Origin of the sequence: Agromyces italicus DSM 16388 (assembly GCF_000421545.1) — a bacterium.
Classification (GTDB): domain Bacteria; phylum Actinomycetota; class Actinomycetes; order Actinomycetales; family Microbacteriaceae; genus Agromyces; species Agromyces italicus.
Genome location: NZ_ATXF01000012.1, coordinates 51894 through 65059, shown reverse-complemented (window position 1 = coordinate 65059; position 13166 = coordinate 51894). Strand labels below are relative to the sequence as shown.

At 71.8% G+C, this 13166-nt stretch carries 11 protein-coding genes; 9 read left to right on the top strand and 2 right to left on the bottom strand.

Features of this window, described 5'->3' with window-relative positions; genetic code table 11:
• The first annotated feature begins 30 nt into the window (after positions 1 to 30).
• The 6 genes from H516_RS0116945 (at position 31) to H516_RS0116920 (ending at position 7277) form a co-directional block, all read left to right on the top strand.
• Entirely contained in the window at positions 31 to 1092 is a 1062-nt protein-coding gene (locus tag H516_RS0116945) for an efflux RND transporter periplasmic adaptor subunit (protein ID WP_022890893.1), read from the top strand.
• Entirely contained in the window at positions 1089 to 1829 is a 741-nt protein-coding gene (locus H516_RS0116940) for an ABC transporter ATP-binding protein (RefSeq protein ID WP_022890892.1), read from the top strand. The genes H516_RS0116945 and H516_RS0116940 overlap by 4 nt, the downstream gene beginning before the upstream one ends.
• On the top strand, positions 1826 to 3067 hold the full coding sequence (locus H516_RS0116935; protein ID WP_022890891.1) for an ABC transporter permease: 1242 nt from the start codon (positions 1826 to 1828) through the stop codon (positions 3065 to 3067). Before H516_RS0116940 ends, H516_RS0116935 begins: the two co-directional genes overlap by 4 nt.
• 74 nt (positions 3068 to 3141) lie before the next feature.
• The gene (locus H516_RS0116930; protein WP_022890890.1) at positions 3142 to 6087 is read left to right on the top strand and encodes an FtsK/SpoIIIE family DNA translocase; all 2946 of its coding nucleotides are present in this window, start codon (positions 3142 to 3144) and stop codon (positions 6085 to 6087) included.
• A 21-nt stretch (positions 6088 to 6108) separates the two neighbouring features.
• The gene (gene pgsA / locus H516_RS0116925; RefSeq protein WP_022890889.1) at positions 6109 to 6711 is read left to right on the top strand and encodes a CDP-diacylglycerol--glycerol-3-phosphate 3-phosphatidyltransferase; all 603 of its coding nucleotides are present in this window, start codon (positions 6109 to 6111) and stop codon (positions 6709 to 6711) included.
• 8 nt (positions 6712 to 6719) lie between these two features.
• Positions 6720 to 7277: a CinA family protein gene (locus tag H516_RS0116920; RefSeq protein WP_425393482.1), complete on the top strand. Its 558-nt coding sequence runs from the start codon at positions 6720 to 6722 to the stop codon at positions 7275 to 7277.
• A gap of 4 nt (positions 7278 to 7281) precedes the next feature.
• Here the strand turns inward: H516_RS0116920 and H516_RS0116915 are convergent, their stop codons facing one another.
• Positions 7282 to 7980 (bottom strand): response regulator, encoded by a 699-nt coding sequence (locus H516_RS0116915; RefSeq protein WP_022890887.1) that lies wholly within the window; start codon positions 7978 to 7980, stop codon positions 7282 to 7284.
• Positions 7977 to 9635 carry an ATP-binding protein gene (locus H516_RS20785; protein ID WP_022890886.1) on the bottom strand — a complete coding sequence of 553 codons (1659 nt, stop codon included), beginning with the start codon at positions 9633 to 9635 and terminating at the stop codon, positions 7977 to 7979. The genes H516_RS0116915 and H516_RS20785 overlap by 4 nt, the downstream gene beginning before the upstream one ends.
• Positions 9636 to 9899: 264 nt before the next feature.
• Here H516_RS20785 and H516_RS0116905 point away from each other — a divergent pair, with 264 nt between their 5' ends.
• Genes H516_RS0116905 through H516_RS20775 form a run of 3 tightly spaced genes read left to right on the top strand, consistent with a single transcriptional unit; the run spans position 9900 to position 13040 of the window.
• On the top strand, positions 9900 to 10919 hold the full coding sequence (locus tag H516_RS0116905; protein WP_022890885.1) for a Bug family tripartite tricarboxylate transporter substrate binding protein: 1020 nt from the start codon (positions 9900 to 9902) through the stop codon (positions 10917 to 10919).
• A complete protein-coding gene (locus H516_RS20780; RefSeq protein WP_022890884.1) occupies positions 10916 to 11488 on the top strand; it encodes a tripartite tricarboxylate transporter TctB family protein in 573 nt (190 codons plus the stop codon). The genes H516_RS0116905 and H516_RS20780 overlap by 4 nt, the downstream gene beginning before the upstream one ends.
• On the top strand, positions 11481 to 13040 hold the full coding sequence (locus H516_RS20775) for a tripartite tricarboxylate transporter permease (RefSeq protein WP_022890883.1): 1560 nt from the start codon (positions 11481 to 11483) through the stop codon (positions 13038 to 13040). Before H516_RS20780 ends, H516_RS20775 begins: the two co-directional genes overlap by 8 nt.
• Positions 13041 to 13166: the final 126 nt, after the last annotated feature.

Below are 13166 nucleotides of genomic sequence, written 5' to 3'. Positions count from 1 at the left end.
ACGCCGTGGGCGACCCGACGAAGGAGTGCCGTGGGCGTCTGGCGCAAGTGGATCTTCCCGACCGTTCGCATCGTGGTCATCGCGGTCATCGCGGTGGCGCTCACGAAGCTGGCCTTCTTCCCCGACCGGGCCGAATCCGAGGCCGAGGCGCTCGCGCCGACCGGTTCGGTCGCCGAGCCGCAGGTGGTGGTCGAGCGCGGCGTCATCGCCAACGACGTGCTGCTCACGGGCACGGTCGACGCGGATGCCTCGGTGCCGGTGAAGGCGGCCGCCACGGGCCCGGTCGACGAGGTCTTCGTGAAGGTCGGGCAGCGTGTCGACGCGGGACAGAAGCTCTTCGACATCAAGGTCGAAGACCAGGTCGATCCCGCAGAGCTCGCCGATTCGGCCGCGCCACCCGCCGGCGGGCAACCGCAGGCGCCGGTCGTTTCGCAGCCGACGTTCCACTACGAGAAGGTGCTCGCCCCGGCTGCCGGGGTGCTCTCGTCGCTCGAGGTGATCCCCGGGCAGCCCGTGTCGACGGGCGACGTCGCCGGGCAGGTCGCCCCGCCGAGCTACAGCGTGACGGCGATGCTGAGCCCCGAGCAGCAGTACCGGCTGACGAGCGCGCCGAAGGAGGCGCTCGTGACGATCGCGGGCGGTCCCGCCCCGTTCACCTGCACGGCGCTGAAGATCACGACCCCGCTCGCCGGGAGCGGCCGGGGCGCCGCCGACGACGCGGCCGCCGCGCCCGAGGCGGGATCGGCGACGACGGTTCGGTGCGCGGTGCCGGCCGACGTGCAGGTGTTCGCCGGTCTCACGGCGCAGGTGAAGATCTCGGCGGGCAGCGCCCAAGACGTGCTCACCGTCCCGACGACGGCGGTCGCGGGCGGAGCCGAGACGGGCGTGGTGTGGCTCATCGGTGACGCTGGCGAACCCGTCGAACGGCCCGTGAAGCTGGGTCTGTCCGACGGTTCGAACGTGGAGGTCATCGAGGGCGTTGCGGAGGGCGACCAGGTGCTGAAGTTCGTGCCGGGTGCCGGGGCCGCCGACGAGGAGGCGTGCGTCAGCACGCCCGACGGCGCCATGATGTGCGGGACCCCGGTCGAATGAGCCTCGTCCAGGCGCGCGGGGTCGGCCGCACGGTCGAACTCGCCGATGGTTCGCCGCTCGAGATCCTCACGGGCGTCGACCTCGAGATCGCCGAGGGCGACCGGGTGTCGATCGTCGGGCGCAGCGGCTCGGGCAAGTCGACGCTGCTCAACCTGCTGGGCCTGCTCGACCTGCCGACGGCCGGCGAGTTGCACTGCCTCGGCGTCGACGTGCGCCGCACGCGCAGCGGAACACGCGATCGGCTGCGCGGCGACGGCATCGGCTTCGTCTTCCAGCAGTTCAACCTGCTGCCCGGGCGCACGGCGCTCGAGAACGTGCAGACGCCGCTGCTCTACTCGGGCGGCCGCGCATTCTGGCAGCGCGAGCGCCTCGCGCGCGAGATGCTCGACCGGGTCGGGCTCGGCGAGCGGCTCGACGCGAAGCCCGAGCGGCTCTCTGGCGGTGAGCAGCAGCGGGTCGCGATCGCGCGTGCACTCGTCCGGCGGCCCCGGCTGATCCTCGCCGACGAACCGACCGGTGCACTCGATCTCGAGACCGGTGCCGAGGTCATGCAGCTGATCGAGTCGGTCGCCGCCGAGACCGGCGCCGCGCTCGTCACGATCACCCATGACCCGTCGATCGCGGCCCGGTCCACCCGTCATCTCCGGCTCGTCTCCGGTCGGCTCGAGGCGCGTGAACTCGAGCCTGCGGGGGGTGCGTCCACCGAAGCAGGCATGGCCGCCGGGGCTGCGGCGTGAAGCGCGCCGCGCTACGGGTCGCGACCGTGTTCGTCGCGACGGTGGTCGAGGCCTTCGAGGAGCTTCGCGTGCACCGTGGCCGGGTGCTGCTGTCGCTCATCGGCGTCGCTGCGGCCGTCTGCGCGCTCGCCACCGTCGTCGGGGCCGGCGCGATCGCCGAACAGGCCGGTCGCGAGTTGCAGGAGCGCAACGGCGGACGGCCCGCGACGGTCAGTCTCAACGCCTACAGCACCACCGGGCCGCTCGACGTGGAGCAGGCCGGCGCGGCCTGGCGCGATGCACTCGATCGGCACGACGTCGACTTCGCCAGCCGGGTGGGCTGGGGCGGGCTGACCGTTCCCTTCGCCGACGGCGCCCTCACGGTGCAGGCGCAGGTCGTCGATCCCGATTACGGGGTCATGCACCGTGTCGCGGTCGGCGAAGGGCGCTGGTTCGCCGATCGCGACGCCGACCGGCTGGCACCCGCGCTGGTCGTGAACGAGGCGTTCTGGGCGAAGCTCGGCCGCCCGGCGCTCGCGACCCACCCCGTCGTCGAGCTCATCGGCTCCGAACGGGTCGATGCGGTCGTCGTCGGGGTGACCCCGTCGCAGGGGGGGTGGGACACCCAGCCGTCGATGTTCGTGCTGACCGACGCGTACGTCGGGCTTCAGCCCGAGACACCCGACCCGATGATGGGCGAGTTCGTGCCGGCCTACGAGATGTGGGTGCCCGAGGGTGTCTCCGACGAGCTGATGGCGTCGATGCGGGAGGCGTTCCGTTCGGGGATCGGCGAAGGTGCGACGGTCGACGGGTGGCGGACTGATTACGCCGCGATCGAGGGCGACCCGTACCTTCCGCTGAAGCTCACCGTCGCGGGCGTGGCCGTCGTGATCCTGCTGCTCGGGGCGCTCGGGCTCGTGACCGTCTCGCTCGTCACCGTCCGCACGCGCATCCGCGAGATCGGCATCCGGCGCTCGTTCGGCGCCTCGGCCGGCCGGGTGTTCTTCTCGGTGCTCATGGAGTCGGTCGTCGGCACCTTCGTCGCGGGGGTGGTCGGCGTCGGCATCTCGATCGCCCTCGTGCGCAGCCCGCTCATGGGCATGGCGCTCGGCGGCGCCCGGATCGAGGACATGCCGGGCTTCCCGGTGGAGGCGGCGCTCATCGGCATCGCGGCGGCCGTCGCCGTCGGCGCGCTCGCCGGGCTCGTGCCGGCGCTCGCCGCCGTGCGCGTGCGCGTGATCGATGCGATCCGGTTCTGACGGCCCGCGCATGCGACCGATCGCGAACACCCCCGGTGGCCTAACCGGCCGTGTCGGCCCGCGGCCGTAGCCTTATGGGCATGGCTACGGGCACCAAGTCGAACGGGCGCGCCTCGGGCAGCTCGTCCCGCGGCAGCGGCTCGCGCACCGGCGCGGCGAAGACCGCACCCACGAAGAAGCTGCCCGCGCAGACGACGCGCGGCTCAGCGGCGAAGAAGCCCGCGGCGCAGCCGACCGGCCCGAACTTCCTCGTCAAGGCGTGGATGGGCCTCGCCCACCTCGCCGGCGGTGCGGCGCGCGCGCTCGGCCCCGAGACCCTGCAGAAAGACGAGCGCCGCGACGGCCTGCCGTTCTTCATCGTGGTGCTGGCGATCGCCGGGGCCGTCGTCGAGTGGTTCTTCATCAACGAGCCGGTCGCGCAGACCCTCGACTCGTGGAGCTTCGGCGGCCTGTTCGGCCGGGTCGCGTTCGCGCTCCCCGTGATCATGCTGATCTTCGCCGTCTGGCTGTTCCGGCATCCGAGCTCGGTGCACGACAACACGCGCATCGGCATCGGACTCGGCATCCTGCTCGTGAGCGTCTCGGCGCTCTGCCACCTCTTCGGAGGCCAGCCCGAGCCGAGCGAGGGCATGGCCGTGCTCGCGCGCGCGGGCGGCATCCTCGGGTGGATGCTCGCGACCCCGCTCATCCTCCTCATCACCGAGGCCGGCGCGACGATCGTTGTGATCCTGCTGGTGGTCCTGTCGCTCCTCATCATCACGAAGACGCCGCCGACCCGTGTTCCGGCGCGGTTCCGCGAACTGTACGAGTGGCTGTTCGGCGCGCCAGACGAGGCGCAGCAGGCCGAGCCGGATGACACGGCGAAGCCCTCGCGCCGCGACCGGCGCAAGAGCGTGCAGACCGAGCTCGACGGCATCGACGGCGACGACGAGGAGTCCGAGCCGAGCGGGCTCCTGCCATGGTGGCGGCGCAACGCCTCCAACCGCGAGGAGGACCCCGAGTTCGACGCGCCCGGTGTCGAGGGCCTCACCGAGGTGTTCGGTCAGGGCTCGGCCGTGGGCAGTTTCGAGAGCCCGATCGAGGGGGTCGGCGGCGCGCCCGCGGTTGTGGGCGAGTACGGCACCGAGGTGCTCGGCGACCTCGAGCGCGCGGAGTCGGCGCTGCAGCAGTTCACGGGCGAGGCGCCGCAGTCCGGGCGAGGGCTCCGCGGCGATGATGCCGGTGCCACGCAGGCGGTGCCGCTCTACGACGCGGCCGTCGACTTCGCCGGCGACTCGTCCGGCGTCGGCGGCGAGGCATCCGAGTTCGACGGAATCGGCGATGACGCACCCGATCGCCCGTACTTCCTCCCGTCGGCCTCGACGCTCGCGGCGGGTCCGCCCGCGAAGACACGCTCGCAGGCGAACGACGAGGTCGTGCGCCAGATCACCGGGGTGCTCGAGCAGTTCTCGGTCGACGCGAAGGTCACGGGCTTCTCGCGCGGCCCGACCGTCACGCAGTACGAGATCGAACTCGGCCCGGGCGTGAAGGTCGAACGCGTCACCGCGCTCTCGAAGAACCTCTCGTACGCCGTCGCCTCGAATGAGGTGCGCATCCTCTCGCCCATCCCGGGCAAGAGCGCGATCGGCGTCGAGATCCCGAACGCCGACCGCGAGACGGTCACCCTCGGCGATGTGCTGCGTTCGCAGGCCTCGGTGGGGGCGAAGCACCCGATGACGATCGGCGTCGGCAAAGACGTCGGCGGCGGGTACGTCATCGCGAACCTCGCGAAGATGCCGCACCTGCTCGTCGCCGGTTCGACCGGCTCGGGCAAGTCGAGCTTCGTGAACTCGATGATCACGAGCCTGCTCATGCGGGCGAGGCCCTCCGACGTGCGCATGGTGCTCATCGATCCGAAGCGCGTCGAGCTCGCCCCGTACGCGGGCGTGCCGCACCTGATCACGCCCATCATCACGAACCCGAAGAAGGCGGCCGAGGCGCTGCAGTGGGTCGTGAAAGAGATGGACATGCGCTACGACGACCTCGCGTCGTTCGGATTCCGCCACATCGACGACTTCAACAAGGCCGTCGTGAACGACGAGATCATCCTGCCGGCGGGCAGCGAGCGCAAGCTGAAGCCGTACCCGTACCTCCTCGTCGTGGTCGACGAGCTCGCCGATCTGATGATGGTCGCCCCGCGCGACGTCGAAGACTCGATCGTGCGCATCACGCAGCTCGCCCGCGCCTCCGGCATCCACCTCGTGCTCGCGACGCAGCGACCGTCGGTCGACGTCGTCACGGGCCTCATCAAGGCGAACGTGCCGTCTCGGCTCGCGTTCGCGGTGACGAGCGTCACCGACTCGCGCGTCATCCTCGACCAGCCGGGCGCCGACAAGCTCATCGGCCAGGGCGATGCGCTGTTCCTGCCGATGGGAGCGTCGAAGCCGCTGCGCGTGCAGGGTGCCTGGGTCACCGAAGCCGAGATCGAGAAGGTCGTCACGCACGTGACGCGCCAGGCGCGACCCGAATACCGGCAGGACGTGGCGGCCGCCGTCGAGCGGAAGGAGATCGACGCCGACATCGGCGACGACCTCGAACTGCTGCTCGCGGCCGCCGAGCTCGTGGTCTCGACGCAGTTCGGCTCGACCTCGATGCTGCAACGCAAGCTCCGGGTGGGCTTCGCGAAGGCCGGGCGACTCATGGACCTGCTGGAATCGCGCGAGATCGTCGGCCCGTCGGAGGGCTCGAAGGCGCGCGACGTGCTCGTGACCGCCGAGCAACTGCCGGGCGTGCTCGCACGTCTCCGCGGCGAGGAGCCCGCGGGCGGCGGCGCGCGCGGGGGCGGTGGCGCCCCGGCGTCGCAGGCCGCGCCGGCCGGCCGGCCGGCCCAGGGGCCGCTCGGCGGCCCGCCCGCACCGACCGAGGCCTCCGACGCACCCGACGCGCGCTACGACGACCCGATCGCCCGCGGGATGGAGGGCCTGCCGGAGGTCGAGGCCGACGACGACGAAGACGCCTGGGGGCTCACCGGCCGCGACTGATCGGCGGCTATCCTTGGGCGTATGACCTCCTCCGCCGGAACCCCCGGGCGATCGGCGAACTGGAATCTCCCCAACGCCATCACCGTCGTGCGCATCCTGGCCGCGCCCGTCTTCTTCTGGATGCTCCTCGCGGACGACGGTGCCGACGGGGCTCTGCGCTGGTGGGCGGCCGTGCTGTTCATCGTCGCGATCGCGACCGACGGCATCGACGGATACATCGCGCGCTCGCGGGGGCTGGTCACCGACCTCGGCAAGATCCTCGACCCGATCGCCGACAAGCTGCTGACGAGCGGCGCCCTGGTGTGCCTCTCGATCCTCGGCGAGTTGTGGTGGTGGGTGACGATCCTCATCATCGGGCGCGAGGTCGGGATCACGGTGTGGCGGCTCCTCGAGCTGCGCCGGGGCAACGTCGTGCCGGCCTCCTCGGGCGGCAAACTCAAGACGGTCGTGCAGGCCGTCGCGATCTCGCTCGCCCTCGTCCCGCTGTGGACTCTCCTCGGCGACTGGGTGCTGTGGGTGAACTGGGCGGCGATGGCGCTCGCGCTCGCGCTCACGCTCTGGTCGGGCTTCCTCTACGTGCGTGATGCGGTGCGGCTCGCGCGGGGCGCGAGCGCCGCGAGCTGAGTGCCGCGATGAGCGCTGAGACGAGCGGTCGGATGCCTCGCGCCGACGACACGACGACGCTGCTCATCGAGCTCCTGACCCGGCGGGCCCTGCGCGTGGCGGTCGCCGAGTCGCTCACGGGCGGGCTCGTCGTGGCCGAACTCACCTCGGTGCCGGGGGCGTCGCTCGTCGTCTCGGGCGGCATCGTCGCCTACGACACCGCGGTGAAGCGCTCGCTGCTCGGGGTCGACGCCGCACTGCTCGACCGCGAGGGCCCGGTGCACCCCGAGGTGGCCCGTCAGATGGCGCGCGGCGTGCGTGCGGCGCTCGCGATCGCCGGGAGCCCGGCGGACGTGGGGCTTGCCACGACCGGCGTCGCGGGGCCCGACTGGCAGGGCGGGCGCCCGCCCGGCACGGTCTTCCTCGGCCTCTCGTTCGGCGACGGCCTCGGCGACGACCCCGAGGGTCGCGGCCAGGGCGACGCCGAATCGATCGAGCTCGCGCTCACGGGCGACCGCGCCGAGATCCGCCGCGCGACCGTGCGTGCCCTCGTCGAGCACACCCTTCGCCGCCTCGGCGCCGGCTGATCGGCTACCGAGGCACGCGGTAGCGGTGCTCGGGCCGCCCGGCCGAGCCGTAGCGCGGCGCGACCTCCGCGGCGCCCGCGGCGACGAGGTGCTCGAGGTAGCGTCGTGCGCTCACCCGCGACATGCCGAGCGTCTCCGCGATCTCGGCCGCCGACGCGTCGCCGGGGCGAGCTGCGAGGCCGGCGGCGACCCGCTCGAGGCTCACGGCCGAGAGCCCCTTCGGCAGGGCGCCCCGTCGCACCGGTGCCGACCCGAGCGCTTCGTCGACGGCCCGCTGGTCGAGCGCGGCGGGCGCGGCGCGGTCCGCGGCGACGCCGCGGCGCACCTCGTCGAGGCGGTCGCCGAGGCTCGCGCCGGAGAAGGGCTTGACGAGGTAGTGGCGTACTCCGAGCAGTCGCGCGGTGCGCACGGTGTCGAGGTCGCGGGCCGCGGTGACGGCGATCACCTCGACCTCGTCGCCGGCGGCCCGGAGGCGGCGCAGCACGTCGAGTCCGCCGAGGTCGGGGAGGTAGATGTCGAGAAGGACGAGATCGGGTCGGTGCCGCGCGATCGCGGAGAGCGCATCGACGCCGGTGTGCGCCTCGGCGACGACCGCGAACCCCGGGTGGGCGGAGACGAAGGCCCGGTTGACCCGGGCGACGGCGAGGTCGTCGTCGACCACGACGACGCGCAGGACGTCGCCGTGCCGGTGCGCGGCGGTCATCGCGCGGCTCCCGTCGAGGCAGCCGAGGCGTTCGACGCGGTGGCGGCGCCCACGTCGCCCGCGGCGTCGGCGGCACCCCAGGGCAGCCGCACCGTGAAGCGGGCGCCGCCGAACGGAGAGTCGTCGACCCGCGCCTCGCCGCCGAGGCGGTGCGCGATCCGCTGCACGATCGCGAGACCGATTCCGCGCCGCGCCTTGCCCGGCACGGGGGCCTTGCCCGAGACATCCGGTTCGAAGATCGCCTCGCGCTGCGCGGGCGGAACACCCGGCCCGTCATCGTCGACTCGCACGACGACGGCGCCGGGTTCGAGATCGTCGCGCACGTCGAGCACGACCCGGCCGCCGAGCACGCACGCCTCGATGGCGTTGTCGATGAGGTTCGCGACGATCGTCACGAGCTCGGTGCGCGGTTCTCCGCCGTGCGTCGCGTCGAGGTGCACCTCCGGGGCGAGTTCGACGGCGATGCCGAGTTCCTGCGCGCGGGTGCGCTTCGCGAGCACGAGCGCGGCGATCTCGAGGTCGGCGAGGCCGTCGTGCTCGTCGAGCGTCGAGATCGCCCCGCCGCTGCCGACGCGTTCGATGAAGTCGAGTGCGGCGTCGAGGTGCCCGAGCTCGAGCAGCCCGCTCACGACGTGCAGCTTGTTCGAGAACTCGTGCGACTGCGCGCGCAGGCCGTCGGCGAGGCTCTGCGCGCCCTCGAGCTCGCGGAGCGTCGTCTCGAGCTCGGTGCGGTCGCGGAGGATGGCGATCGAGCCGATCTCGCGTCCGTCGACGCGCACCCGGTCGCCGTGCACGAGCAGCACGCGTTCGCCCGACAGGACGGGGCTCTCGCGCTCCTCACCCGACGTGATGAATCGGGCGAGCTCGGGGTCGAGCACCTCGTCGACCCGTCGGCCCAGCACCTCGGCCGTCGTGTCGAGGTCGAGAAGCCGTGCCGCGGCGTCGTTCACGAGCACGACCCGGCCGTGGTCGTCGACGGCGACGAGGCCCTCGCGGATCCCGTGCAGCATCGCCTCGCGCGTCTCGAGCATGGCGCGGATCTCGTCGGGCTCGAGTCCGTAGATGCGGCGCCGGATCAGCCGTCCGACCCAGGCGGAGCCGATGACGCCGATGACGGCGGCGATGACGAGGGTGATGAGCAGCACGGTGAGGTTGCCGAGGAAGTCGGCGCGGAGCTCGGATTCGAGGATCCCGACCGAGACCTGACCCATCACCTCGCCGACGTCGTCGAAGATCGGCACCTTCACCCGCCACGATTCGCCGAGCGTGCCCGTCTGCGTGCCGACGTAGACCTGGCCCGAGAGGGGGATCGTCGGGTCGGTCGAGACCTTCTCGCCGATGCGGTCGGGGTTCGGGTGCGAGAAGCGGATGCCCGCGTCATCCGAGACGACGACGTAGGTGACGTCGGATGCCTCGCGCACGACCTCGGCGACCGGCTGGATCGTCGCGGCGGGGTCGACGTCGTCGAAGGCCGAGGTGATGACCGGCAGCCCGGCGACCGACTGCGCGACCGCGATCATGCGGTCCTGGTAGCCCTCGCGGAGCTGCTGCTCCTGCAGCCACATGGCGGTGAGGCCCGTGCCGACGACAGTGACGAGCACGATGGCGAGCTGCAGCAGCAGCAGCTGCATGCCAAGCGTCATCGACCGGACCACCTGTCAAGTGTGCCTCACCCCGAAGTCGCCGACGGCACGAGGCCGCGACCAATACGACCGAATCGACCGATACGACCGAAGCGACCGAATCGACCGATACGACCGATACGACCGCAGTGTTCCGCCGGACGGGCGTGGTCCCTAGCGTCGACCCGAATCGATCGTCGCCCGTCGAAGCCGGCGGGCGCTCAAGGAGGAGAATTGCGATCTCGCAGCGGGCCGAGCCACTCGGTCGTCCATTTCCGCAGTACATCCGGTCGTCCCGTGCTCCGTCGGAGGCTCGCGGGCCTCGGGCTCGGCCTCGCGGGCGTGCTCGCCCTCGCGGCGTGCAGTGCCCCCGCGACCGGCGCCGACTCGAGCGGTGACGGTGGCGAGTCCGTCGCCCTCGAATCCGTCAACCTGATCGCTCCGGCCGACCCCGGCGGCGGCTGGGATCAGACCGCGCGTACGATGTCGCAGGTCCTGACCGACGAGGATCTCGTCGGCTCGGCGCCAGTCGAGAACATCGGTGGGGCGGGCGGCACCGTCGGACTCGCGGCGCTCGCGAACGAGCAGGATCCCGCGACGCTCATGATCACCGGTCTCGTCATGGTCGGTGCAGTCGAGACGAACGCCTCGGCCAGCCGCATCGAGGACACGACGCCGATCGCTCGGCTCACCGAGGAGGCGCTCGTGCTCGTCGTGCCCGCCGAATCGCCGTACAAGACCACCGATGACCTCGTCGACGCGATCCTCGAGGAGGGCGCCGCGATCGCGGTCACGGGCGGCTCGGCCGGCGGCGCCGACCACATCCTCGCGGGCATGCTCCTCGTCGAGGCGGGGGTCGACGCGGCGGACGTGCCGACGACGCTCAACTACATCCCGAACTCGGGCGGCGGCGAAGCCGTCACGATGCTGCTCGGCAACACCGTGCAGGCGGGCATCTCTGGCGTCGGCGAGTTCGTCGAGCAGATCGAGGCCGGTGAGCTCCGCGCACTGGCCGTCTCGTCGCCCGAGCGGGTCGACCTGCTGGCCGACACGCCCACGCTCGTCGAGGAGGGCTACGATGTCGAGCTCACGAACTGGCGCGGCGTCCTCGCGCCCGGCGGCATCTCCGACGAGGAGAAGTCCGCGCTCACCGAGCTCGTGACCGAGATGCACGCCTCCGGCGGCTGGACCCGGGCCCTCGCGGAGAAGGGCTGGAGCGACGCGTTCCTCACGGGCGGCGACTTCGACGAGTTCCTCACGAGCGACATCGCCGAGGTGACCTCGACCCTCCAGACGATCGGCCTGGTCTCCCGGTGACCGTTCCGCTCCCGGTTCCCTCCGACGCCCCCACGTCGGGGGGAACCCCCGCGAGGGCAGCGAACCGTGCCGGCCCGCCCGTCGGCGAGTTCGTCTTCGCCGGCATCTGCGCGGCACTCGGCGTCTACACGATCGTGGGCGCCGGCTTCATCCGGGTGCCGCCGGGATCGGCCAGTGTGCTCGGGCCGCGGGTGTTCCCGTACGCCGTCGGAGTACTCCTCCTCGTGGCATCCCTTGTGGTGATCGCCCAAGTGCTGCGCGGGCACCGCGGCACGCCCGACGACGGCGAGGACATCGACCCGGACGCCCCGACGGACTGGCTGACGGTCGCGAAGCTCGTCGTGTGCTTCTCGACGCAGCTCGTGCTCATCGAACTCGCAGGATGGCCGGTCGCGGTCATGGTGCTCTTCGCCGGCGCCGCGTGGTCGCTCGGCGCGAAGCGCTGGTGGGTCGCGCTCGCCGCAGGCTTGGGCCTCGGGCTCGTGACGCAACTCGTCTTCGGGGCCTGGCTCGGGCTCTCGCTGCCCGCGGGCCCCCTTCTCGACTGGATCCCGATCTTCCATGGATAGCCTCACCGCGCTGCTCGACGGCTTCGCCACCGCCCTCCAGCCGCAGTACCTCCTCTACGCGCTCTTCGGCGTCTTCATCGGCACCGCCGTCGGCGTCCTGCCCGGCATCGGCCCGGCGATGACCGTGGCCCTGCTCCTGCCGCTGACCTACTCGCTCGACCCGACGGGGGCGCTCATCGTCTTCGCAGGCATCTACTACGGCGGCATGTACGGCGGGTCGACGACCTCGATCCTCTTGAACACGCCGGGGGAGTCGTCGTCGATCGTGACCGCGCTCGAGGGCAACCGCATGGCGAAGGCGGGCCGGGGTGCGGCGGCGCTCGCGACTGCGGCGCTCGGCTCCTTCGTGGCGGGCACCGCGGCGACCCTCGCCCTGACGTTCCTCGCGCCGGGCATCTCGAAGCTCGCGGTCCAACTCGGCCCGGCCGACTACTTCGCGCTCATCGTGGTCGCGTTCCTGACGGTCGGGGCGCTGCTCGGCTCGAGTGTGCCCCGCGGGCTGGTCTCGCTCGGCCTGGGGCTCTTCCTCGGCCTCGTCGGCACCGAGGTGCTCTCGGGGCAGCAACGCTACACGCTCGGCGTGCCGAGCCTCGCCGACGGCATCGACGTCGTCGTCATCGCGGTCGGGCTCTTCGCACTCGGCGAGACCTTGTACGTCGCGTCGCGGCTCAGGCACGGTCCGGTGCGGGTCATCCCCGTGACGAAGGGGTGGCGAAGCTGGATGTCGCGTCGCGACCTCGCACGTTCGTGGCGGCCGTGGCTGCGCGGCACGGCGATCGGCTTCCCGATCGGCACGATCCCCGCGGGCGGCGCCGACGTGGCGACCTTCCTCTCCTACGCGACCGAGCGGAAGCTCGCCAAGGGCAACGCGCGAGCCGAGTTCGGGCGCGGGGCCATCGAGGGCGTCGCCGGCCCCGAAGCGGCGAACAACGCGGCCGCCGCGGGCGTGCTCGTGCCGCTGCTCACCCTGGGCCTCCCGACGACGGCGACCGCGGCGATCATCATCTCGGCGTTCCAGTCGTACGGCATCCGCCCGGGACCGATGCTGTTCGAGAACCAGTCGGGACTCGTGTGGGCACTGATCGCGAGCCTCTACATCGGCAACGTGATGCTGCTCGTGCTCAACCTGCCGCTCGTCGGCATGTGGGTGAAGGTGCTGCGCATCCCGCGCCCGTACCTCTACGCCGGCATCCTCGCGTTCGCGGGGCTCGGCGCGTACGCGCTGCACTTCAACGTGTTCGACACCTTCGTGCTGCTCCTCGTCGGGCTCATCGGGTTCCTGATGCGGCGGTACGGCTACCCGGTCGCGCCGATGGTCGTCGGCGGCATCCTCGGGCCGATGGCCGAAGAGCAGCTGCGCAAGTCGATGGCGATCAGCCAGGGCGACCTGACCTACCTCGTCCGCAGCCCGTTCGCGATCGTCGCCTACTCGGCGCTCGCCGTCATCATCGTCCTCGGGGTGTGGCTGAAACGTCGCAAGGCCCGCTTCGAAGCATCCGGCGCCGAGCCGATCACCGCCTCGCTGCCCGCCTCGGAGGAAGAACGGAAGTAGCGGAATAGTCTTCGTGAACACCCTGTTACATGTGGCAGGTTCACACGAAAGCCCCAGTGTGCGACGCTAGATTGGAAGCCGAGAGCATCAGGTAGACTGACGCTCCCGTTTCCGGCTCCGGCGGAG